The organism is Xanthomonas euroxanthea, assembly GCF_903989455.1.
Classification (GTDB): domain Bacteria; phylum Pseudomonadota; class Gammaproteobacteria; order Xanthomonadales; family Xanthomonadaceae; genus Xanthomonas; species Xanthomonas euroxanthea.
In genome coordinates this window covers 1,441,287-1,463,217 of the sequence record NZ_LR861803.1, presented here as the reverse complement: position 1 = coordinate 1,463,217, position 21,931 = coordinate 1,441,287, and the positions used below count along the sequence as shown (strand labels likewise).

General features: G+C 66.7%; 25 protein-coding genes. 15 read left to right on the top strand and 10 right to left on the bottom strand.

Translation table 11 applies throughout. From position 1 onward, the window contains the following. Nucleotides 1–69: 69 nt before the first annotated feature. Entirely contained in the window at nt 70–330 is a 261-nt protein-coding gene (gene rpmA, locus H7A86_RS06325; RefSeq protein ID WP_003484326.1) for a 50S ribosomal protein L27, read from the bottom strand. Nucleotides 331–342: 12 nt separating this feature from the next. Next, nucleotides 343–663, bottom strand: a complete 321-nt coding sequence (gene rplU, locus H7A86_RS06320; RefSeq protein ID WP_016901712.1) for a 50S ribosomal protein L21 — start codon at nt 661–663, stop codon at nt 343–345. 291 nt (nt 664–954) lie between these two features. On the opposite strand from rplU, the gene uvrA reads away from it, so the two are divergent. Together uvrA and H7A86_RS06310 are read left to right on the top strand one after the other, a co-directional pair. After that, nucleotides 955–3,921, top strand: a complete 2,967-nt coding sequence (gene uvrA, locus H7A86_RS06315; protein ID WP_104650273.1) for an excinuclease ABC subunit UvrA — start codon at nt 955–957, stop codon at nt 3,919–3,921. Next, nucleotides 3,921–4,328 (top strand): acyl-CoA thioesterase, encoded by a 408-nt coding sequence (locus tag H7A86_RS06310; protein ID WP_104582437.1) that lies wholly within the window; start codon nt 3,921–3,923, stop codon nt 4,326–4,328. The genes uvrA and H7A86_RS06310 overlap by 1 nt, the downstream gene beginning before the upstream one ends. A 262-nt stretch (nt 4,329–4,590) precedes the next feature. Here the strand turns inward: H7A86_RS06310 and H7A86_RS06305 are convergent, their stop codons facing one another. Next, entirely contained in the window at nt 4,591–5,019 is a 429-nt protein-coding gene (locus H7A86_RS06305; protein WP_119132581.1) for a copper chaperone PCu(A)C, read from the bottom strand. A gap of 65 nt (nt 5,020–5,084) precedes the next feature. Between H7A86_RS06305 and H7A86_RS06300 the strand changes: the two genes are divergently transcribed. The 4 genes from H7A86_RS06300 to H7A86_RS06285 all read left to right on the top strand — a co-directional run bounded on the left by H7A86_RS06300 (nt 5,085) and on the right by H7A86_RS06285 (nt 8,817). Continuing rightward, the gene (locus tag H7A86_RS06300; RefSeq protein WP_104582436.1) at nt 5,085–5,855 is read left to right on the top strand and encodes an enoyl-CoA hydratase/isomerase family protein; all 771 of its coding nucleotides are present in this window, start codon (nt 5,085–5,087) and stop codon (nt 5,853–5,855) included. 71 nt (nt 5,856–5,926) lie between these two features. Further along, the gene (tesB, locus tag H7A86_RS06295) at nt 5,927–6,841 is read left to right on the top strand and encodes an acyl-CoA thioesterase II (protein ID WP_104582435.1); all 915 of its coding nucleotides are present in this window, start codon (nt 5,927–5,929) and stop codon (nt 6,839–6,841) included. 148 nt (nt 6,842–6,989) lie between these two features. Further along, nucleotides 6,990–7,502 (top strand): putative signal transducing protein, encoded by a 513-nt coding sequence (locus tag H7A86_RS06290; protein ID WP_104650275.1) that lies wholly within the window; start codon nt 6,990–6,992, stop codon nt 7,500–7,502. Between the two features lie 121 nt (nt 7,503–7,623). Next, nucleotides 7,624–8,817, top strand: a complete 1,194-nt coding sequence (locus H7A86_RS06285) for an RNA polymerase sigma factor (RefSeq protein WP_119132563.1) — start codon at nt 7,624–7,626, stop codon at nt 8,815–8,817. 196 nt (nt 8,818–9,013) lie between these two features. Here the strand turns inward: H7A86_RS06285 and H7A86_RS06280 are convergent, their stop codons facing one another. Then, nucleotides 9,014–9,751 (bottom strand): EF-hand domain-containing protein, encoded by a 738-nt coding sequence (locus tag H7A86_RS06280; RefSeq protein WP_425509739.1) that lies wholly within the window; start codon nt 9,749–9,751, stop codon nt 9,014–9,016. Here H7A86_RS06280 and H7A86_RS06275 point away from each other — a divergent pair. Continuing rightward, nucleotides 9,642–10,556 carry an arginyltransferase gene (locus tag H7A86_RS06275; protein ID WP_164740859.1) on the top strand — a complete coding sequence of 305 codons (915 nt, stop codon included), beginning with the start codon at nt 9,642–9,644 and terminating at the stop codon, nt 10,554–10,556. The two genes, H7A86_RS06280 and H7A86_RS06275, sit on opposite strands and share 110 nt — an antisense overlap. Before the next feature lie 52 nt (nt 10,557–10,608). Further along, nucleotides 10,609–11,838 (top strand): endonuclease/exonuclease/phosphatase family protein, encoded by a 1,230-nt coding sequence (locus H7A86_RS06270; protein WP_232099266.1) that lies wholly within the window; start codon nt 10,609–10,611, stop codon nt 11,836–11,838. A gap of 107 nt (nt 11,839–11,945) precedes the next feature. Here H7A86_RS06270 and purT read toward each other — a convergent pair whose 3' ends face one another. Then, complete coding sequence (gene purT / locus H7A86_RS06265) at nt 11,946–13,148, bottom strand: formate-dependent phosphoribosylglycinamide formyltransferase (protein WP_119132580.1); 1,203 nt, start codon at nt 13,146–13,148, stop codon at nt 11,946–11,948. Between the two features lie 129 nt (nt 13,149–13,277). On the opposite strand from purT, the gene H7A86_RS06260 reads away from it, so the two are divergent. The 5 genes from H7A86_RS06260 to H7A86_RS06240 all read left to right on the top strand — a co-directional run bounded on the left by H7A86_RS06260 (nt 13,278) and on the right by H7A86_RS06240 (nt 15,755). Beyond that, nucleotides 13,278–14,135, top strand: a complete 858-nt coding sequence (locus tag H7A86_RS06260) for an SPFH domain-containing protein (protein ID WP_104582429.1) — start codon at nt 13,278–13,280, stop codon at nt 14,133–14,135. A gap of 9 nt (nt 14,136–14,144) precedes the next feature. After that, on the top strand, nt 14,145–14,429 hold the full coding sequence (locus H7A86_RS06255; RefSeq protein ID WP_115676364.1) for a hypothetical protein: 285 nt from the start codon (nt 14,145–14,147) through the stop codon (nt 14,427–14,429). Then, entirely contained in the window at nt 14,426–14,605 is a 180-nt protein-coding gene (locus H7A86_RS06250) for a type II toxin-antitoxin system antitoxin (protein ID WP_104582427.1), read from the top strand. Before H7A86_RS06255 ends, H7A86_RS06250 begins: the two co-directional genes overlap by 4 nt. After that, the gene (locus tag H7A86_RS06245; protein WP_104582426.1) at nt 14,602–14,781 is read left to right on the top strand and encodes a DUF4177 domain-containing protein; all 180 of its coding nucleotides are present in this window, start codon (nt 14,602–14,604) and stop codon (nt 14,779–14,781) included. The genes H7A86_RS06250 and H7A86_RS06245 overlap by 4 nt, the downstream gene beginning before the upstream one ends. Nucleotides 14,782–14,954: 173 nt before the next feature. Further along, the gene (locus H7A86_RS06240) at nt 14,955–15,755 is read left to right on the top strand and encodes a M15 family metallopeptidase (RefSeq protein WP_119132579.1); all 801 of its coding nucleotides are present in this window, start codon (nt 14,955–14,957) and stop codon (nt 15,753–15,755) included. A 67-nt stretch (nt 15,756–15,822) separates the two neighbouring features. Here the strand turns inward: H7A86_RS06240 and H7A86_RS06235 are convergent, their stop codons facing one another. The 5 genes from H7A86_RS06235 to H7A86_RS06215 all read right to left on the bottom strand — a co-directional run bounded on the left by H7A86_RS06235 (nt 15,823) and on the right by H7A86_RS06215 (nt 20,359). Further along, the gene (locus H7A86_RS06235) at nt 15,823–16,497 is read right to left on the bottom strand and encodes a DNA-3-methyladenine glycosylase family protein (RefSeq protein ID WP_119128894.1); all 675 of its coding nucleotides are present in this window, start codon (nt 16,495–16,497) and stop codon (nt 15,823–15,825) included. A gap of 2 nt (nt 16,498–16,499) precedes the next feature. Next, nucleotides 16,500–16,871, bottom strand: coding sequence for a DUF423 domain-containing protein (locus tag H7A86_RS06230; protein ID WP_104582424.1), 372 nt, complete (start codon nt 16,869–16,871; stop codon nt 16,500–16,502). A 95-nt stretch (nt 16,872–16,966) separates the two neighbouring features. Beyond that, nucleotides 16,967–18,148, bottom strand: coding sequence for a polyketide cyclase (locus tag H7A86_RS06225; RefSeq protein WP_119132560.1), 1,182 nt, complete (start codon nt 18,146–18,148; stop codon nt 16,967–16,969). A gap of 373 nt (nt 18,149–18,521) precedes the next feature. Then, nucleotides 18,522–19,163, bottom strand: a complete 642-nt coding sequence (locus H7A86_RS06220) for a response regulator (protein ID WP_005990002.1) — start codon at nt 19,161–19,163, stop codon at nt 18,522–18,524. Beyond that, nucleotides 19,163–20,359 (bottom strand): sensor histidine kinase, encoded by a 1,197-nt coding sequence (locus H7A86_RS06215; protein WP_104582422.1) that lies wholly within the window; start codon nt 20,357–20,359, stop codon nt 19,163–19,165. The genes H7A86_RS06220 and H7A86_RS06215 overlap by 1 nt, the downstream gene beginning before the upstream one ends. 224 nt (nt 20,360–20,583) lie before the next feature. Between H7A86_RS06215 and H7A86_RS06210 the strand changes: the two genes are divergently transcribed. Beyond that, the gene (locus H7A86_RS06210; RefSeq protein ID WP_104582421.1) at nt 20,584–21,180 is read left to right on the top strand and encodes a GNAT family N-acetyltransferase; all 597 of its coding nucleotides are present in this window, start codon (nt 20,584–20,586) and stop codon (nt 21,178–21,180) included. 3 nt (nt 21,181–21,183) lie between these two features. Continuing rightward, a complete protein-coding gene (gene minC, locus H7A86_RS06205; protein WP_104650286.1) occupies nt 21,184–21,930 on the top strand; it encodes a septum site-determining protein MinC in 747 nt (248 codons plus the stop codon). Nucleotide 21,931 lies beyond the last annotated feature (1 nt).

The window sequence follows — 21,931 nt, the reverse complement described above, 5'->3', positions numbered from 1 at the left end:
AAAGCGGGGCTTTCCGTCTCGTCCACCGGGCAGCGATGCCTGGCGGACTGGCCTGCATGGAGCGGGCGATTACGCCTCGGCAACCACGCTGACGGTACGACGCTTCTTCGGGCCCTTGGTGGAGAACTCCACCTTGCCGTCGACCAGCGCGAACAGCGTGTGGTCACGGCCGAGGCCGACGCCGGCGCCCGGATGGAACTGGGTGCCGCGCTGACGCACGATGATGTTGCCGGCATCGATGGCCTGGCCACCGAAGATCTTCACACCCAGGTACTTCGGGTTGGAATCGCGACCGTTGCGCGAGGAACCTACGCCTTTTTTATGTGCCATGACTGGTTCTCCTTACTTCTTATCGCCACCGGCAATGCCGGTGATCTCGATTTCGGTATAGTACTGACGGTGTCCCTGACGCTTCATGTGGTGCTTGCGGCGACGGAACTTGATGATGCGCACCTTGTCGGCGCGGCCATGGGCCACGACCTTGGCGGTGACCGAGGCGCCCTTCAGCGCATCGCCCAGCTTGATGCCATCGCTATCGCCCAGCATCAGGACGGTGTCGAACTTGATCTCGTTGCCAGCTTCGACTTCGAGCTTTTCCACGCGGAGCGTTTCGCCCTGCGCGACGCGGTATTGCTTACCGCCGGTTACCAGAACTGCGTACATGACCAGGTTTTCCTCTGTAGTTATTATGGTCGCACTGACGTGCCCTAGGGCAGACAGGAGCGGGATTGTACGGGCTGACGGGGTTTGGGGTCAACCTGCCGGGCGCCGGGCCGCAGCCATGCCCGATCCACCCGTGCAACGCATCATCCGGCCGCCACAGCGGCCCGGTCAGACTGGCATTTGGGGCAATTGCCCTCACCTAGGTCGGCGGGTAGGCTGATCGACTGCCACTCATTCCTGCTGAGCACGCTCGCACCACTGCCGGTTCGCCGGCCCGACATCGGATCCCCCATGGCGATGGATTTCATCCGCATCCGCGGCGCGCGGACGCACAACCTCAAGAACATCGACCTCGACCTGCCTCGCGACAAGCTGATCGTGATCACCGGCCTGTCCGGCTCGGGCAAGTCGTCGCTGGCGTTCGACACCATCTATGCGGAGGGTCAGCGCCGCTACGTCGAGTCGCTGTCGGCGTATGCGCGCCAGTTCCTCAGCGTGATGGAAAAGCCGGACCTGGACCACATCGAAGGCCTGTCCCCGGCGATCTCGATCGAACAGAAATCGACCTCGCACAACCCCCGTTCCACGGTCGGCACCATCACCGAGATCTACGACTACCTGCGCCTGCTGTACGCGCGTGTCGGCCAGCCGCGTTGCCCCGATCATGGTTTCCCGCTGGAGGCGCAGACCGTCAGCCAGATGGTCGACCACATGCTCACGCAGGACCAGGAGCAGCGTTACATGCTGCTGGCGCCGGTGATCCGCGAGCGCAAGGGCGAACATGCGCAGGTCTTCGAGCAACTGCGCGCGCAGGGCTTCGTGCGCGTGCGCGTGGATGGCGAGTTGTACGAGATCGACGCGGTGCCGCCATTGGCGCTGCGCCAGAAGCACACCATCGAGGCGGTGATCGACCGCTTCCGGCCGCGCGAGGACATCAAGCAACGGCTGGCGGAAAGCTTCGAGACCGCGCTCAAGCTCGGCGAAGGCATGGTCGCGGTGCAGTCGCTGGACGACCCGGCCGCCGCGCCGCACCTGTTCTCGTCCAAGTACAGCTGCCCGGTCTGCGATTACTCGCTGCCGGAGCTGGAGCCGCGGCTGTTTTCGTTCAACGCACCGGTGGGCGCCTGCCCGAGCTGCGACGGCCTGGGCGTGGCCGAGTTCTTCGACCCGGATCGCGTCGTGGTGCATCCGGAGCTGTCGCTGTCGGCCGGCGCGGTGCGTGGCTGGGATCGGCGCAACGCCTATTACTTCCAGCTGATCGCCTCGCTGGCCAAGCACTACAAGTTCGACGTGGATGCGGTGTGGAATTCGCTGCCGGCCAAGGTGCGCCAGGCGGTGCTGTTCGGCAGCGGCGATGAGGTGATCAGCTTCACCTACTTCACCGATGCGGGCGGTCGCACGACGCGCAAGCACCGGTTCGAAGGCATCCTGCCGAACCTGGAACGCCGTTACCGCGAAACCGAATCGCCGGCCGTGCGCGAGGAGCTGAGCAAGTACGTCAGCCAGCAGCCCTGCCCGGCCTGCAACGGCACGCGACTGAATCGTGCCGCGCGCAACGTGTTCGTCGCCGACCGGCCGCTGCCCGAACTGGTGGTGCTGCCGGTCAACGAGGCACTGAGCTTTTTCCGTGGTTTGTCGCTGCCGGGCTGGCGCGGCGAGATCGCCAGCAAGATCGTCAAGGAGATCGGCGAGCGGCTGGGCTTCCTGGTCGATGTCGGCCTGGACTACCTGACGCTGGAGCGCAAGGCCGACACCCTGTCCGGCGGCGAGGCGCAGCGCATCCGGCTGGCCAGCCAGATCGGTGCCGGCCTGGTCGGGGTGATGTACGTGCTGGACGAGCCGTCGATCGGCCTGCATCAGCGCGACAACGAACGCCTGCTCGGCACGCTGACGCGGCTGCGCGACCTGGGCAACACCGTCATCGTCGTCGAGCATGACGAAGATGCGATCCGCCTGGCCGACTACGTGCTGGATATCGGCCCCGGCGCCGGCGTGCACGGCGGCGAAATCTGCGCGCAGGGCACGCTGCAGGACATCCTGGATGCGCCCGGCTCGCTGACCGGCCAGTACCTGTCCGGCAAGCGCCGCATCGAGATTCCCAAGCAGCGCCACAAGCCCAACCCGAAGATGATGCTGCACCTGCGTGGGGCCACCGGCAACAACCTGAAGAATGTCGATCTGGACATTCCGGCCGGCCTGCTGACCTGCATCACCGGCGTGTCCGGCTCGGGCAAGTCCACGCTGATCAACGACACCCTGTTTTCGCTGGCCGCCAACGAGATCAACGGTGCCTCGCATCCGGTGGCCGCGCATCGCGAGGTCGAGAACCTGGATCTGTTCGACAAGGTCGTGGATATCGACCAGTCGCCGATCGGGCGCACCCCGCGCTCCAATCCGGCCACCTATACCGGCATGTTCACGCCGTTGCGCGAGTTGTTCGCGCAGGTGCCGGAAGCGCGCGCGCGCGGGTATTCGCCGGGCCGTTTCAGCTTCAACGTGCGCGGCGGACGCTGCGAGGCCTGCCAGGGCGATGGCCTGATCAAGGTGGAGATGCACTTCCTGCCCGACGTCTACGTGCCCTGCGATGTCTGCCACGGCAAGCGCTACAACCGCGAGACGCTGGAGATCCGCTACAAGGGTTTCAACATCAGCGACGTGCTGCAGATGACCGTCGAGGACGCGCTGCGGCTGTTCGAGCCGGTGCCGTCGATCGCGCGCAAGCTGGAAACGCTGGTGGATGTGGGCCTGAGCTACATCAAGCTGGGCCAGAGCGCGACCACGCTGTCCGGCGGTGAGGCGCAACGCGTCAAGTTGTCCAAGGAGCTGTCGCGTCGCGATACCGGACGCACCCTGTACATCCTCGACGAGCCGACCACCGGCCTGCACTTCCACGACATCGAAGCGCTGCTCGGCGTGCTGCACAAGCTGCGCGACGAGGGCAACACGGTGGTGGTGATCGAACACAACCTGGACGTGATCAAGACCGCCGACTGGATCGTGGACCTGGGCCCGGAAGGCGGCCATCGTGGCGGCAGCATCCTGGTCTCCGGCACGCCGGAAGATGTGGCTGCGCACAAGGCGTCCTACACCGGACAGTTCCTGGCCAAGATGCTGCCGTCGGTGAAGGCGCGCGAGACCCGGCCGGCGGCGATGGCCAACAAGCCCGACGCGCGTCCGCCACGCAAGGTCAAACCGGAGAAGGTGGCGAAAGTCGCCAAGTCCGCCACCAAGAAAACCGCGAAGAAGAAGGCAAGCTGATGAGCGAAGAGCACAAGGTGTTGGCACGCATCCCGATCAGCGTGCGCTGGCGCGACATGGATAGCATGGGCCATGTCAACAACGCCAAGTACATTTCGTATCTGGAAGAAGCGCGCGTGCGCTGGATGCTGGGCGTGCAAGGCGTGGCGATGACCGACCGTATCGCGCCGGTGGTCGCCGCCACCAACGTCAACTACAAGCGCCCGCTGGTATGGCCGAACGACATCCTGGTGGAACTGTTCGTCGAACGCCTGGGCAGCAGCAGCATCACCATCGGCCACCGCATCCTCGACCAGAAGGACGCGAGCGTGCTGTATTCCGATGGCAACGTGGTGGTGGTGTGGATCGATACGCAGACCGGCAAGAGCGCATCGCTGCCGGACGCGGTACGCGCTGCCAGCAGCTGAGATTTGCCAGTTGTGCGCTGGATCTCCAGCGCCATAAGACGACGGCGGCTCTCCCGGGAGCCGCCGTTTTTGTTTGCAGCGATCCTGTCATGCCGCTGCGCGATATCACCGACAGGCCGCGTGATCGGGAACGGACCGACACAATGAAGTGACAGCCTGCTCGCCACCACGCATCGCGTTTGATCGGCTACATCGCGCAGTGGGCTCTGCAAGGACTGCAGCCTGCGAGGCTACAGCCTCGCTCAGCCACGCCTGCGCGCGGTTACGCCCCCGGCGCGCGCTTGCGCGCCTGCAGCGTGGTCTTGATCTGGCGGCCATCCTGCAGGGTGAAGGTCACCGGCACCTGCGCGCCTTCCTGCAGCGGCGCACGCGCTTCCATCAGCATCAGATGCAGGCCGCCCGGCGCAAGCGGCACCGACCTGCCGGCCGGCAACGCCAGCTCCGGCACCGCGCGCATGCGGCTGACACCGTTGGTCTGCGTGGTCTCGTGGATGGACACATCGGCAAACGCACTGCTCCTGGCCGCAGTGACCTTCGACGGCTGCGCACAGCCGTTGTGGAACTGCCCGAATCCCGCTGCCATGCCCATGCCACCAGGCGGCGGAATGCGGATCCAGCCATCCTTGAACTCGGGCAGGCACTGCGCGCCAGCGCCTGCACTTGCCAGCATCACCAACGCACCCAGCAGCAGGCGTCCCTGCATGCGCCGCCTGCTTCGACTGCCGTCTATCATGACCCAACCTCCAGGAGCCCCGAATGAGCATCCAGATCTTAGACCATGGCCGTCTTCGCGAAATCCGTCTGGCGCGCCCGCCGGTCAATGCACTGGACAGCGCGTTGTGCCAGGCGCTGAGCGTTGCGGTGCAGCAGGCCGGCGAGGAGACCGACGGCATCGTGTTGTCGGGCAGCGAGCGGATCTTTTCCGGTGGCATGGACGTGCCGCACCTGCTGGCGCACGGCACCGACCGTGCCGCGTTGCTGGCCAGCTGGACGGCCTTCTTCGAGGCCGCACAGGCGCTGGCCAACAGCCGCGTGCCGGTGGTGGCGGCCATCGGCGGGCATGCGCCGGCCGGCGGCTGCGTGCTGGCGCTGTGCTGCGACTACCGGGTGATGGCGCGCAGCGCCGATACCGCCAGGCCCTATGCGATCGGCTTGAACGAGGTGCAGGTGGGCCTGGCCGCACCGGAAGGCATCCAGCGCCTGTTGCGCCGTGTGGTCGGTGCGCACCGCGCCGAGCGCCTGCTGATCTCCGGCCAGTTGCTGCCTGCCGAACAGGCGGTCACGATCGGCCTGGTCGACGAACTGGTCGATGGCGACCTGGTCACCGCCCGCGCGGTGGCCTGGCTGCAGGAGCTGCAGCAGCTGCCACGCCAGCCGATGCTGACCACGCGCGCGATTGCGCGCGCCGATCTGCGCGCGGCGCTGGCACCGGAGCTGATCCAGCTGGAGCGCTTTGTCGACGGCTGGTACGCGCCCGATGCACAGGCTGCCTTGCACGGCTTGGTCGCGCGGCTGCAGAAGGCCTGAGCCGGCTCCCGGCACGGCGCGCACGGGTGGCCCGCTATAATCGCGGTCCGTCGCACGCCCAGGCCAGCCCCTTGTCCGCCACTGCTGAACCCGTCGTCTCCGAACTGATCAGCCTGCTGTCGCTGGAGCGCCTGGAAGACAACCTGTTCCGCGGCCAGAGCCGCGATATCGGCACCAAGTACGTGTTCGGCGGGCAGGTGCTGGGCCAGGCGCTGGCGGCCGCGCAGGCCACCGTGGACAACGGCCGCCAGGCGCACTCCCTGCATGCCTATTTTTTGCGCGCCGGCAATATCGACCACCCGATCGTCTACGACGTCGATCGCACCCGCGATGGCGGCAGTTTTTCGGTGCGCCGGGTCACCGCGATCCAGCACGGCAAGGTGATCTTCTTCTGCGCGGCCTCGTTCCAGCAGCGCGAGGACGGCGCCGAGCATCAGTCGGTGATGCCGGTGGTGCCGCCGCCCGAAGACATCGAACCCACTCCGCCATTGGCAGCGGAGGTGCTGGAGAAACTGCCTGCCAAGGTGCAGCGCTGGCTGTCGCGTGGCGGCCCGTTCGAGTTTCGCCATGTCTTCCCGCGCGACGAACTCAGGCCGCCCAAGCGCCCGCCGTTCCAGCAGATGTGGCTGCGCCTGAGCGACCCGGTCGGCGACGACGTGGGCCTGCACCAGGCCTTGCTGGCATATGCCTCGGATTTTCAGCTGCTGGGCACCTCCACGTTTCCGCACGGCATCAGCTACTACACGCCGAACGTGCAGATGGCCTCGCTCGATCACGCGCTGTGGTTCCACCGCCCGTTCCGCACCGACGACTGGCTGCTGTATTCGCTCGACAGCCCCACCGCGCAGGGTTCGCGTGGCCTGGCGCGCGGGCAGTTCTTTACCCGCGATGGCGTGCTGGTCGCCAGCACCACGCAGGAAGGCCTGATCCGCGTGGTGCCCGACGGCAGTACGATCGCCGTGCCGGCAAACGACGTGCCATGTTGATGTCTCCACTGCGTTGGCCGTGCATCGGCATGCCGGTTGCCGCGTCCACCTTGCCGCGCGGATCGATGCCCCTGGCTTTCCTCTTCTTCAGCTCGGACACGCGCCCTCGCCATGCGCTCTGTTCGGCAATCGCCGGCACCCCTTAAGCATGCGCAAGATCTTCAGCAGTCAACGTATCGAAACCGCCGAAGGCGTGGCCGATCTCCTGCGCAACGCCGGCATCGACGTGCGCATGAGCAACGGCCGCTCCTACGAGAGCAAACGCAGCGGCCAGTTCAGCTACCTCGAACAGGGCAACGCGCAGGCCTACCCCACGGTGTGGATCGTGCACGCCGACGACCAGCCGCGCGCACGCGACCTGCTGCGCGACGCACGCCTGCTCGACACCACCCGCCGCGATCTGCCGAATGTGGAATACACCTTCCGCGACGGCGAAAACGGCTCCAGCACCAACGCGCGCAGCTGGGCCTGGCGCATCCGGCTGGTACTGCTGCTGGTGATCGGCGCGGTGGCCATGTTCGTGGTGCTGCGCCATCGCAATGCGCCCGACGCAGTCGGGCCGGCGGCACAGCCGGCAGCGCGGCAGGCGCCTGCCGGCACCACGGCGCCGCCAGCCGCAGAGGACGAAGAAGTGCGCGTGCGGATCCAGCCGGCGCGCTGAGCGCGGCCAGCCAGGGTGCAACGCGGCCACCAGCCGCTGCGGTCGGCGCGCCACCACCATCCCTCCGGTCACATCCGGCGCTCGCATGCGTCATGCTGGGACCAGGACATGGATCACGCCGATGCACACCGACACGCTGGAGCTGATGCTGCAACACGAATTGCCGGTCGCTGCCGCCGGCTGCCAGCAGGCGTATGGCCGCATCGTGCGCGCCTGCCAGAACACGGTGACCGCCATCGCGCTGGCGATCACCCGCGATATCGCTGCCAGCGAAGACATCGCACAGGAAGCCTTCCTGCGCGCCTGGCAGCGACTTGCACAATTGCATCAGCCGGCCAGCTTCCTGCCCTGGCTGCGGCAGATCACCCGCAACCTGGCGCGCGACTGGCTGCGCGCCAACCGGCATCGTGCCCTCAGCGGCGAGGCGGCCGAGCTTGCGATCGCCATGGCCGCCGACCCGGCCCCCTCGCCCGCCGACCATCTGCTGCAGGTGGAAGAAGAAATCGCCGCGCTCGACATCATTTCGGCATTGCCCGAGGAAAGCCGCGAGACGCTGCTGCTGTACTACCGCGAAGGCCAGAGTTCACGGCAGGTCGCCGCACTGCTCGGCCTCAGCGACGCGGCCGTGCGCAAGCGCCTGTCGCGGGCGCGGGCCAGCGTGCGCGGCGAGCTGTTGCGCCGGTTCGGCGAATTCGCGCGTGGCAGCGCGCCCAGCGTGGCCTTTGCCACTGCGGTGACCTCGGCAACCCTGCTGGCTGCGCCCGGGACGGCGAGCGCGGCCATCGTGCTGACGGGCATGGGTGGCGCGGGCAAGTTAGGCGTGAGCGGGCTGACCGGCTCGGCACTGGGTGGGGGCGGCGCCGCGGGTGCGCTGAGCCTCTGGCTCGGCATGCCGGCGCTGTTCGCCGCTGGCGCCGTGCTGGTTGCTGGAGTCGGCACGTACTGGTCGTGCTGGTATCTGCTGCGCTTTGCGCAGACCGCCGCCGAGGCCGCCGCGATTCGTCGTTTCCTGCACGCCACCACGCTGACATCGGTGCTGGTGGTGGGCAGCACGCTGCTGTTGAAACATCTGGATGCGGGCGCGTGGGCGTCGTTGCTGATGCTCTGCGCAGGCATGGCAGTGCTCAACTATCAATCCATCCGAGTGCTGCCCCGCGTCATGCGCCCGATGCTGGAACGCGATGCGCAACGACGCGGCAGCACGCAGGCACCGCTGCTGTATCGCTGCATGTTCAGCCCGGGTGCGACGCTGGTGAGCACGGCGGCAGTCATGCTGCCCATCCTGCGGCACTACATGAAGCTGGGGATGCTCTGATCCCGGCGTGACGTCACCGCCGCAGGCAGCAACGGCGAACATGTCCAATCGACAAAAAACGGCCCCCTGCTTGCGCAGGAGGCCGTCGGTCGATCGGCGCCTTGTTGCGTAGTGCTGTTTACATGCTACAGATGACGCGGGGCCTGCCCCCGGTCGCAGCACTGCGACCGGATAACGCTGCCGCGACGGGAGGAACTCAGTTGCCCGCAGCAGGCTTGGCCGGCATCGGACGCTTGCCGTGCTCGCCATGCTCGCCCGGACCACGCGGGCCATGCTCGCCACGCTGCTTGGATGCGGCATCGAACTCGGCCTTGCTCAGCTTGCCGTCCTTGTCGGTGTCGGCCTTGGCAAACCACGCGTCGCGATGCTGCTGCATGCGCAGTTCACGGTCGGCGCGATCGACAAAGCCGTCCTTGTTGACGTCCATCTCATCGAAACGCGCAGCGAACTTGGGCTCGGCCTTGGCTTCTTCGCGGCTGATGCGGCCGTCCTTGTTGGTATCGAGCTTGCTCATCCATTCACCACGTCCACTACGCCCCGGGCCGCGGTGATGCGGGCGCTCGTCGCGCGACAGCTTGCCGTCCTTGTTGGTGTCCAGGGTGTCGAACTGTGCGGCCAGCTTGGGGTCGGCAGCGGCTTCGCTGCGGTCGATCACGCCATCGCCATTCTTGTCCAGCCTGGCAGGACGCGGCGCATCGCCGGCGGCAGGCGGGGCGGCGAACACCGCGCCGGTGGACAGGGCAGCCAGCACGGCCAGTGCGAGAAACGGTTTGCGAGACGTCATGGGAAACTCCTGGGATGTGGGAACCACACGCGGCACCTGCATGGGCCGCATCGCGTGGGTGGCGCATCCGGATCCACCGTGCGCTGCCACCAACACCCACATCAACGAGCCATCGGCGCGCGCGTTGACGCGGCGACCAGGCGTATTCATCCGGCGGACAGTCGCCGCTGTTGCGACGCGCAGGCGCTATCCTGACGCCATGGCCATCCACGCCGACACCCATGACGACCTGCGCCTGTTCCAGACGGGCGAGCATGCCTGTGGCTACTGGCCCGACCGCCGCGCACGCGACCTGGTGCTGGATCCGCACGATCCGCGGCTGGGCGCGATCTATCCGCAGGCCCTGGCATGGGGATTCCGTCGCTCCGGCGATCTGGTCTACCGGCCGCATTGCGAACATTGCCGCGCCTGCGTGCCGGTGCGCATCGCGGTGGATGCGTTCCGCCCCGATCGCAGCCAGCGCCGTTGCCTGGCGCGCAACACGGACCTGGTGGTGCGCGTGGTCGCCGCCGAACGCACCGACGAACAACTCGCGTTGTATCGGCAGTACCTCCAGCACCGCCATCCCGGCGGCGGCATGGACGAACATGGCGCCACCGAATTCGACCAGTTCCTGATCGGCGGCTGGTCGCATGGACGCTTCCTGGAAATTCGCGAACCCGCAGTGGCGCACGCGCCGGGGCGACTGCTCGCCGTTGCGGTCACCGATGTCACCGAGCATGCGTTGTCGGCGGTGTATACGTTCTACGCACCGGATGCCACTGCGCGCAGCCTGGGCACATTCGCGATCCTGCAGCAGATCCAGTGGGCGCAACGCGAGCGCCGCGCGCATGTGTATCTGGGCTACTGGATCGACGGCCATGCCAAGATGAACTACAAGCGCCGCTTCAGCGCGCTGGAGGCCTACGACGGCCGCCAATGGCGCGGGCTTCCTGCCACTGCACCGGAAGGTTGAACCACGCCGGGACGACATCGGCCTGTCGTCTTGCACATGCGAGAATGTCGCGATGATCAAACCTCTTTTCCTGCTTGCGCTGACTGCGCTCTGCGCCGCCTGCGCACATCAGGCGACCTCTCCGGATACAGGCGCCAAGGCAACTGCCGCCTCCGCGCCGGCCCGGCTGCGCATCGCCACCTACAACACCTCGCTGTATTCCGACCAGGCCGGCGGCCTGGTGCGCGAGCTGCAAGGCGACAGCGCACATGCGCGCAAGATCGCCGCAGTGCTGCAGCGGGTACGCCCGGATCTGGTGCTGCTCAACGAGTTCGATTTCGACCCCGAGCACCGCGCCGCCGACCTGTTCCAGCAGCGCTATCTGCAGGTTGCCCAGGCGGGAGGCGGCGAGGCGCTGCGCTATCCGTACCGCTATCTGGCCCCGGTCAACACCGGCGTGCCGAGCGGCCTGGATCTGGACAACAACGGCAGCATCGGTGGCGACGGCCGCACCCGCGGCAACGATGCCTGGGGCTACGGACTGCACCCCGGCCAGTACGGCATGCTGGTGCTGTCGCGCTACCCGATCGATGCGCAGGCGGTGCGCAGTTTCCAGTTGTTGAAATGGAGCGCACTGCCGGGCGCGCTGCGGCCAACCGACCCATCCAGCAAACGATCGTTCTATCGCGATGCGATCTGGGCGCAGCTGCGGCTGTCGTCCAAATCGCATTGGGACGTGCCGGTGCGCACGCCGCTCGGTGTGGTGCATGCGCTGGTCTCGCACCCCACCCCGCCGGTGTTCGATGGCGCCGAAAAGCGCAACGTCGCACGCAACCATGACGAACTGCGGCTATGGCGCGAGTACCTGGACAATCCCAAGGACGCCGGCTGGCTGTGCGACGACCAGGGCCGCTGCGGCGGGCTGCCCGCCGATGCGCGCTTCGTCATTCTCGGCGACCTCAATAACGACCCGGTCGATGGCGCCGGCCGGCACGATGCGATCCGCGCGTTGGTCACGCACCCGCGGGTGCTGCAGTACCCCGCGCCGCACAGTGCAGGCGGCCCGGAAAAAACCGCCGAGTACGCCGCGCAAGGCATCGCGCACAAGGGCGATGCGCACCAGGTCACCGGCGACTTCGGGCCGCAGGCGGGCACGATGCGCCTGGACTACGTGCTGCCTTCGCGCCAGTTCAGCTTGATCGGCAGCGGCATCTTCTGGCCCGCCAGCACCGCGCCCGAAGCGGCCATTGCCGACGGCAGCGATCATCATGCGGTGTGGGTGGATGTGGCTGGGGAGCCGTGATTGGGGATTGGGGATTGGGGATTGGGGATTCGAAGCGTTGGGCTGTTGCTTGTGGCGTGACGCGAATGCAGCTTGTCGCCGCAATCGCGCCATGCAGATCACCGCACTCAGGCGTCCAGTTGAACCTGTAATGCCTCGGCGGCCGTACGCGCCTTCGCGCGCGCGGCGTCGATGCTGTCCGCGCGTGCCAGGGTGACGCCGACGCGGCGGTGGCCGTCCACGCGCGGTTTGCCGAATAGACGCAACGCGGCGTCCGGGTCGCGCAGGGCCTGCGCGACATCGTCGAACACCGGGACGCCATGGCCATGGGCAAGCAGCGCGCACGAGGCCGACGGGCCGCTCTGACGGATCACGCCACCGTCCTGCGCACCGACCGGCAGGCCGAGAATCGCACGGGCATGCAGTGCGAACTCGCTCAGGTCCTGCGACACCAGCGTGACCAGGCCGGTGTCGTGCGGGCGCGGCGAGACTTCGCTGAACCAGACCTCGTCGCCCTTGACGAACAACTCCACGCCGAACAGGCCCAGGCCGCCCAGGTCGTCGGTGATGGCTTGCGCGATCTGCTGCGCGCGTTGCAGGGCGGCCGCTGACATCGGCTGCGGCTGCCAGCTTTCGCGGTAGTCGCCATCCTTCTGCCAATGCCCGATCGGGTCGCAGAACGACGTGCCGCCAGCATGCCGCACGGTCAGCAGGGTGATCTCGTAATCGAAGTCGATGAAGCCCTCGACGATGCAGCGGCCGGCACCGGCGCGCCCGCCGGTCTGCGCGTACTCCCAGGCCGCATCGATGTCCGCTTCGCTACGCACGGTGCTCTGGCCCTTGCCCGAGGACGACATCACCGGCTTGACCACGCACGGCAGGCCGACCGCGGCGATCGCCTCGCGGTACTCGGCGGCCGTGTCGACAAAGCGATACGGCGAGGTCGGCAGGCCCAGCGTCTCGGCTGCCAGGCGACGGATGCCTTCGCGGTCCATGGTCAGCCGTGCGGCGCGCGCGGTCGGGATGACCCGCTGGCCCTGCTCGCGTTCCAGCGCGACCAGCGTTTCGGTATGGATCGCCTCGATCTCCGGCACGATCAGGTGCGGTTGCTCCTGGGCGATCAGCGCGCGCAGCGCCTGCGGATCGAGCATGTCCAGCACGTGCGAGCGGTGCGCAACCTGCATCGCCGGCGCGTTGGCGTAGCGATCGGCGGCGATCACTTCCACCCCGAAGCGCTGCAATTCGATCGCCACTTCCTTGCCCAGCTCACCCGAGCCCAGCAACAACACGCGGGTGGCGGAAGGCGACAACGGCGTGCCGAGAGTAGTCATGAGCGCGGTCCAGATCGGATGGGGGGCCGCCATTCTAACGGGCCGCCATCACGACCGACGACCGAAGGCCTTGCATCGACTGATATCACTTTGATATCTTTTTTTCACTTCCCAAAGGACACCGCCCTCATGAAAGAGAAGCCGATCAGCTCACTGCCGGGCATCCCCGTCGTTCTCGTCGCGGCTGCGGCATTCGCCGCCGCTGTCTGGATGCTGCTCACCGGCGACGCCAAGCCTGCAGCACTGATCACCACCGGCGTGGTCGGGGCGGCTGGCATCTTCTTCCTGGCCGGCCTGTACACCCTGGAACCGAACCAGGCGGCGGTGTTGAGCCTGTTCGGCAAGTACGTCGGCACGGTCAAGGATGCGGGCCTGCGCTGGAACAGCCCCTTCTACGCCAAGCGCCGGGTCAGCCAGCGCGTACGCAACTTCGAAAGCGGCCGGCTCAAGGTCAACGAACTGGACGGCAGCCCGATCGAGATCGCCGCGGTGATCGTGTGGCAGGTGCTGGATGCCTCCGAGGCGGTCTACAACGTCGACGACTATGAGAGCTTCGTGCATATCCAGTCCGAAGCGGCGCTGCGCGCGATGGCCACCAGCTACCCCTACGACCAGCACGAAGACGATCAGATCTCGCTGCGCAGCCATCCGGCCGAGATCAGCGAGCAGCTCAAGCGCCATCTGGACGAACGCCTGACCCAGGCCGGCGTGGACGTGATCGAGGCGCGCATCAGCCACCTCGCCTACGCGCCGGAAATCGCCCAGGCCATGTTGCAGCGTCAGCAAGCCAATGCGGTGATCGCCGCACGCACGCGCATCGTCGCCGGTGCAGTGGGCATGGTGGAAATGGCCTTGTCCGAGCTGCAGAAAAACGGCGTGGTGCAGCTGGACGAAGAGCGCAAGGCGCACATGGTCAGCAACCTGCTCACTGTGCTGTGTTCTGATCGCGGGACCCAACCGGTGGTCAACGCCGGCTCGCTGTATTGAGGTGATGCAATGAATGTCATGGTGCCGTTGGTCGTCGCGCTGTCCGGCTTGCCTGCACTGGCAATCGCCGCCTCCATCGGTGCGGACGACGACGAGCGTGCGCGCGGCCTGGGGCTGCGCTGGGCCTTGATCAGCCTGGTCATCCTGGTCGGTGCCGCCTGCCTGTACTGGGCCGGCGACAACCGCGCCGGCATCTACGCGGTGGTGATCGGCATGCTGGTCGGCGTGAACGTGTTGATCGTCTCGATGGTCATGCACCTGCGCCGCCACAGCGGCCGCGGGGAGCGCGAATGAGCGAGAAGAAGGCCTATCCGCTGCGCATCAACGCCGATGTACTGGCCGCCGCGCAGCGCTGGGCCGACGATGAACTGCGCAGCCTCAACGCGCAGATCGAATACCTGCTGCGCGATGCCCTGCGCAAGGCCGGGCGCCTGCCAAAGCCGCGCGATGACAAGGAACCACAAGCATGAGCAAACGTTGGAACTATCTGACCATTGAGTTGAAACCGTCGTTTATCGGCACGATCAAGCGCGAGGACATCCAGGCCGAACTAGTCAAGCAGGGCAGCCTCGGCTGGGAGCTAGTCAACGTCCTCATGCAAACGCCGCTGAGCGCAGCGCTGCTGGTATTCAAGAAGGAACTTTGACGTCGGCGCGCCAGCGAGCCTCGGCAGCTAACGCGCAGCGGCCTCTCGTCCGCCGCGTTAGTGAAGTAGCTCGGCAGCGGTCGTCGCAAAGCGCTTGCAGCCACAGTCAACCGCCGTCGGACCAGGATGTGCCTGCGCTGGCCGCGCTGACCACTTCGGCCTACTCTGTGTCGATGCAAAGACGCCCCTTGCCGACCCTGCTGCTCAATACCCCCTCTATCGAACTGGTGCCAGCCGCCCTTCTGCAGGCACGTAGCAATGCCGACGCGCGCGTGTTGGCGCAGGCCGACTGGCTGCTGAGGCGCAAGCGCGACGGGCGTTATCTGGCCGCGCAGCTGACGCAAGGGCTGATGCCGCTGGTGCCGCGGCTGGCACGCGAGCCCGGCCTGGATGAGGCGCTGGATCGGCTGGATGCCGACACGCCTCGCTCGCCGCCTGGCGCCACCACGCTCCCGATCGACGGCCTGCAACGCCGTCTGGCGCAGTTGGGCATTGCTCAAGACGATTACGTCAGCCAGACCGGCCTGATGCTGATCGCGGAGCCGTCCGTGCTGCAGCATGCCGGCCGCGACCGCTTCGGTCGGCCGCTCTGGCTCAGCCACGGCGCGGCCCGCGCCTGGTACCACATGCGCATCGATGCGGCGCGCACGGGCATCCTGCTCGATGCGATCTCGGGCTATCGCAGTCACGACTATCAACTTGGCATCTTCGAACGCAAGTTTGCGCGCGGCCTCACGCTTGCCCAGATTCTGGCCGTCAACGCAGCGCCAGGCTTCAGCGAACACCACAGCGGCGATGCACTGGATATCGGCACACCAGGCGAGCCGCCGGCCGAAGACGCCTTCGAAGCGACGCCGACGTTCGCGTGGTTGCGTACGCATGCCGCGCAGTTCGGTTTTCGCCTCAGCTATCCGCGCGATAACCCGCATGGCATCGTCTACGAGCCGTGGCACTGGCGGTGGTCGGCGGCGTAAGCTGGCCGCGCGTCACGCGACGCAGCGCGACACGCCCTCCCATCTCGTCCGCAGCCTTCCAAGCAAGCTACTCCTGCGAGCGCGGTGTCGGCACCTTGGCGGCCACGCTGAAGTCGGCGATCTTCCACAGATAGAACGCGGCATAGCTGCGGTACGGGCCCCAGCGTTCGCCGCGGATGGCCAGTTCCTTCGGCGTCGGCATCTGCTCCTGCCTGTCCACGCGCTGGGCGCCCTTGCGCACGCCAAGGTCGTCGACGGGCAGCAGGTCCGGGCGACCCAGCCGGAACATCAGCATCATTTCCACCGTCCAGCGGCCGATGCCACGCACCGGCACCAGGGCCTGGACAATCGCTTCCTCGTCCATGAAGGCGAGCTTGCGCAGGGAAGGAATCTCGCCATCGCGCTCACGGCGCGCCAGATCGCGCAAGGCCAGCGACTTGTTGCCGGAGACACCGCACGCACGCAGTGCCGCATCGTCGATGCGACCAAGCGTGTCTGCATGCAGGCGCGACGCACCGATGGCCACTTCCACCCGTGCCACGATCGTCGACGCGGCCTTGCCGCTGAGCTGCTGAAACAGGATCGCGCGCGCCAAGGCATCCACCGGGTCGAACGGCTTGCGCCAACCCGGCTGCGCGGCAATCGGGCCGATGCGCTTCATCCATGCACCCAGCGCGCGATCGCGCCGGGCCAGGTGCGCGAATGCGGCCTCCACATCGAATCCGCGGGCGTGGCGCGGCATGCTCAGCGCCTCAACGCGCCGATCGCCAGCACCACCCAGCCCAGCATCAGGCTGACCCCGCCAACCGGCGCCAGGCTGGTCGGCCAGTGCAACACCGCGCCACCGGCCAGGCTGCCGGCAAACAGCAGCGTGCCGAGCAACAGCAGATACAGGCCGATCCGGCCAAGCGCACGCGTCTCGGTGGCGCCGAGCACCGCCAGCACGGCGCCATGGCCGAAGGCATACAGCGCCGCCAGTTGCAGCCGCGATTGCACCAGCGCATCGGTCACGCCATGCGAGGCATAGGCCGACAGGCCCACCGCGATGGCGGCCAGCAAGGCGCCGCAACACGCCAGCAGCGAAGGATGTTTCTTGCGACGTTCGAGCAGGGACATGAAGGCGGTTCCATTGCAGCGCCGTGGCGCAAAAAAAAACGCGCCGCAGGACTGCGGCGCGTTTTGGTCTGGATCAGGTCATCGTGGCGAAACGATTACTTGATGGCCCAGTAGACGTCGTAGGTACCGTCCTGCGTAAACGACTTGTCCACGCCGCCCTTCCACGACTCGTACGGACGCTCGGTCACGTCGTTGCCGTTGGTGGCAGCCCAGGCACGCAGGGAGCTACGCACTGCATCCAGGCCGGCCATGTGGCCTGCATAGGTCGCAAATGCGGAACGGTGTGCCTTGGTGCGCTCGTACTTGACCGGTGCTTCCGACGGGATGTTGACCTTCAACTCCTCGCCCGTGGCAGCAACCGGCGTTGCATCCACAGGTGCGGCAGCCGCGGCGTCATCCTTCTTGGCATCAGCCTTGGCGGTGTCGGCCTTGGCATCGGTCTTCGGCGCGCCACCGGCACGCTTGCGGACCGGCTGCACCACGTCGAAGGCGTACTTGTCGGAGGCAAAGTCGGTGGTCACGATGCGGACCGGACCAGCAGCCTCGAGGCCGTTGGCGTCCATCACGCGCTTGATCCACTCCTGGTTGTCCTTGATCGACTTCTTGATCGTCTCGTTGTCACGATCGATGTTGCCTGCGTTGACGACCAACAGGTCCTCGGCCGGCACATCGACGATCTTGAGATCGCTCAACACCGGCTTGCCGTCGAGCTGGGCGCGGTAGTCGAAATTCGGCACGGTGGCCAGTGCGGTCGCCAGACGCGACAGACCCAGCTTCAGGTCGTCGCCCACGTGGCGGCTGACATACAGGCCGGCATAACGACCAAACAGGTTCCAGCCGTACTTGACGCTGTAGTCCTGGGTGATCTTGACGTTCTTGTTGTTCTTGCCAGTCGGCGCAAGGGTGAAGTTGGTGACTTTGTCGTAGCCCTTGGTGGGATCGTCGATCGAAATCTCAACACGCTCGTTCTTGACGCTGTTGGTGATCTCCCAGCTGCCGTCGCCGATGTAGCCTTCGGTGGAGCTGTATTCGACGCGTGCACCCTTGCCCTCTTCCGGGCCGACCAGCTTCAGCTGGATCTTCGGGTCACGCAGCACAAGCGGGTTCCAATCCTTGAAACGACGGAAGCTGTTCACGGTGTCGTAAACAATCGTCATCCTGCGGTTGGTCTCAACACTCTCGGACATCTGCCGCTCCGAGGGCAACACCAAGCCCACCACGACAAACAAGCCAGCCACGATCCCCAAGGCGATCAGGAACTCGATAATACGGGTCATTCAGGAGGTCTCCGGGGCCGATCCCACGGCCGGGTTGAGTGAAGCGAAGCCGCCATCCTAGCAGGCTTCGAGAAAGATGTTCAGTTGTGCGACGGGTAGCGCGGTCTTGCGGTGTCATCCACCGCGCAACCGCGCGGTCCATGACTGCGCAATCCCAACCTGCACAAGGGTTTGGGCAGAGTGCGCGCAGCTATCATGCACATCGCGCGATGCCTGTGTGTGATGCGATGGCTGCCGGCGCCGTTTTCGGCCTCCGGCAGCGCGCTGGATCCGGTCCGGAAACGACCAGACCACCCCGCCGCGCCCGCTGGCGCACGCGCGGCGGAGCGCACGCACCGCCGCAGGCCGGAAGCAGCGCCACCTGCGTTGCCGATCAGACCAATTGCAGTTCGAAGGCCTTCAGCACCGCGCGGGTGCGGTCACGCACGCCGAGCTTGGACAGGATGTTGGAGACGTGGTTCTTGATGGTGCCCTCGGCCACGCCCAGCGAGTTGGCGATCTCCTTGTTGGAAAAGCCGCTGGCCATCAGCCGCAGGATCTCGGTCTCGCGGTCGGTCAGCGGATCGGGCCGGTCCAGGCTGACGAACTCGTTGCGCATGTGCTCCAGGCCCGACAGCAGGCGCTGGGTCACCGCCGGCTGCACCAGCGAGCCGCCGTCGGCCACGGTGCGGATCGCGCCGACCAGCTGCTCCAGCGAGACGTCCTTGAGCAGATAGCCCTTGGCGCCGGCCTTGAGTCCGGCCAGCACCAGCTGGTCGTCGTCGAAGGTGGTCAGGATGATGGTCGGCGGCAGCGTGCCGTTGCGCGAGAGCATCTGCAGCGCTTCCAGGCCGGACATCACCGGCATGCGCATGTCCATCAGCACCACGTCGGGCTGGATCTGCGGGATCTGCTCAACCGCCTGCTTGCCGTCGGAGGCCTCGGCCACCACTTCGATGCCGTTGTCCAGCGCCAGCAGCGAGCGGATGCCCTGGCGTACCAGGGTTTGGTCGTCGACCAGGCACACACGGATCATCAAAACACTCCTTGAGTAACGGCCGCAGGCATCAGTGCCGGCGCGCCTGGAACGGAGATGCGCAGGCCGAAGCCGTCACCCCGCCGGGTCTGGATCTCCAACTGGCCACCATACTGGTTCAGCCGTTCGCGCATGCCGCGCAGCCCGTTACCGGGCGCCACCGTCTCGGCGCCGTGGCCGTCGTCGCGCGCGTCGATCAGCACGCTGTCTCCGTCCCGGCGCACCTGGATCCACAGGTTGCGCGCACCGGCGTGGCGCACCGCATTGGTGATGATTTCCTGGGTACAGCGCAGCAGCACATGCGCGCGTTCGGGGTCGTCCAGGGTCAGCGGCTGGGCGATGTCCAGATGGATGTCCAGCGACGGCACCTGGGTCACCAGCGGGCGCAGGGCCGCTTCCAGGTCGATCGCGCCGCTGTCGCGCAGCTGGCTGACCGCTTCGCGCACATCGGTGAGCAGCAGCTTGGCCAGCGTATGCGCCTGGCGCACATGCTCCTGGGCCTGGCCGTCGGTGATGTGGCCGGCCACTTCCAGGTTCAGGCTCAGCGCGGTGAGGTGGTGGCCGAGCAGGTCGTGCAGTTCGCGCGAGATGCGGGTGCGCTCGTTGACGCGGGCGCTTTCGGCCAGCAGCGCGCGGGTGGCGCGCAGTTCGGCATTGAGCCGGCGCTGTTCTTCGCGGGCATCGGTCTGCTGGCGCGCGACCAGGCTGGTCACGAAAATGAACATCGAGAAGCCGCCGTACAGCAACGACTGCATCAGCGCGGCGAACAGGGTGAAGTCCGGGCGCAGGTAATAGAACACCGGCAGCACCGCCAGCTGGCTGAGTACCAGCCAGGCCACGCCGATGCGCAGCGGCAGCAACCAGGGGATCACCCCGGCCGCCACCATCATCAGGATGCTGCCCAGCCCGGTTCCGCTCAGATAGCTCACCGCCAGCGCGAAGATGGTCAGCAGCAGCAGGATCAGCCGGTCGTACCAATGGGCGTGGCCGCCGCTACTCAGGCCGCGGGTCAGCCAGAAGTAGCTGGCGCCGAAACCGACGAAGAACGCCGACATCAGCAGGCCCTCGGCCACGCTGCGGTGGTCGCCCTCCTCGGCGGCCGGCCAGTAGGTGTACACCAACGGCATGGCGATCATCGCCCAGGTGAACAGGCCGGCGAAGCGCAGGACGCGCGTATGACTGAGGTATCCCAACATGCAGGCATCTTAGGCGCTCGCCGGGCGGCTGCCCTCTTGCCGGAAGTCATGCATGTGCTTGCACGGACGGACGGTCCCGGCAGCAAGACCTCCCGGCGTCGGCGTGGTGCGGCCGCCTCGTACGCACAGGGCCGGCACACGGCGGGTCGCCGCTTCAGGCCACGCATGCAATAATCCGACGCAGATCCGATTTCGGGTCGAGAGCGTTACCCCACGGAGTCCCAATGTCGATCGTTATCCGCGACGTGCGCGAGCACGAGCTCGATTCCGTCCTGGCCCTGAACAACAATGCCGGACTGGCAATCCTGCCGCTGGATTCAACCAAGCTGCAACGTTTCTACGAGCAGGCCGAATATTTCCGCGTCGCCGAGCGCGACGGCAACCTGGCCGGGTTCCTGGTCGGGTTCGGCAGCGGCAGTGCGCATGACAGCAGCAATTTCGCCTGGTTCCGGGACCGTCACCCGGAATTCTTCTATATCGACCGCATCGTGGTCGCCAGCCGCCGTCGCGGCGGCGGCGTCGGGCGTGCGTTCTATGCCGATGTGCAGAGCTACACCGAGTTGCGCTACCCGCAACTGGCCTGCGAAGTGTTCCTGGACCATGGCGCCGATGCGGCGTTGCTGTTCCATGGCAGCTTCGGCTTTCGCGAGGTCGGCCAGAACACCATGGCCGATGTCGAGGTGCGCGCCAGCATGCTGATGAAAGACATGTGCAGCTATCCGTGGGTCAAGGAGACCTATGCCGGCAAGTTGCCGGACCATCTGCCGTGGGTCGGCCGGCCGCGGCATGCCGCCACCGACAACCCGTCGACGGGGAGCTGAGGCGTGGCAAGCGTGAATGTGGATTTCGAACAGGCCGGCGAACTGAAGATCGGCCAGGTGGGCATCGCCAACCTGCGCGTGCGCACGCTGGACGTCCCGCGCCTGGTGCGCGAGATGCGCGAACGCGTGACCCGCGCGCCGAAGTTGTTCGGACGCGCGGCGGTGATCCTGGATTTCGGCGGGCTGTCGCAGTTGCCGGACCTGGACACGGCCAAGGCGCTGCTGGACGGTCTGCGCGATGCCGGCGTATTGCCGGTGGCACTGGCCTACGGCACCAGCGAGATCGACCTGCTCTCGCAGCAGCTCGGCGTGCCGCTGCTGGCCAAGTTCCGGGCGCAATACGAGCCGACCGCGGTGAGCCCGCCGCCGCCCCCGCCTCCCCCGCCGCGTGCCGAACCCGCAGCGCCTGCCGCGCGGCCGGCACCTGGACGCATGCAACGCAACGCGGTGCGCTCGGGCCAGCAGCTGTATGCGGAGAACTGCGACCTGACTGTCCTCAGTACGGTCGGTGCCGGAGCGGAGGTCATCGCCGACGGCAGCATCCATATCTACGGTACCCTGCGTGGCCGCGCGTTGGCCGGCGCCCAGGGCAACCCTGACGCGCGCATCTTCTGCCGCGACTTCCACGCCGAACTGGTTGCCATCGCTGGCCACTACAAGGTGCTGGACGATGTTCCCATGGACCTGCGTGGCAAGGCCGTCCAGGTCTGGCTGGAGCAGGATCAGATCAAGATCGCTGCGCTGGATTGAC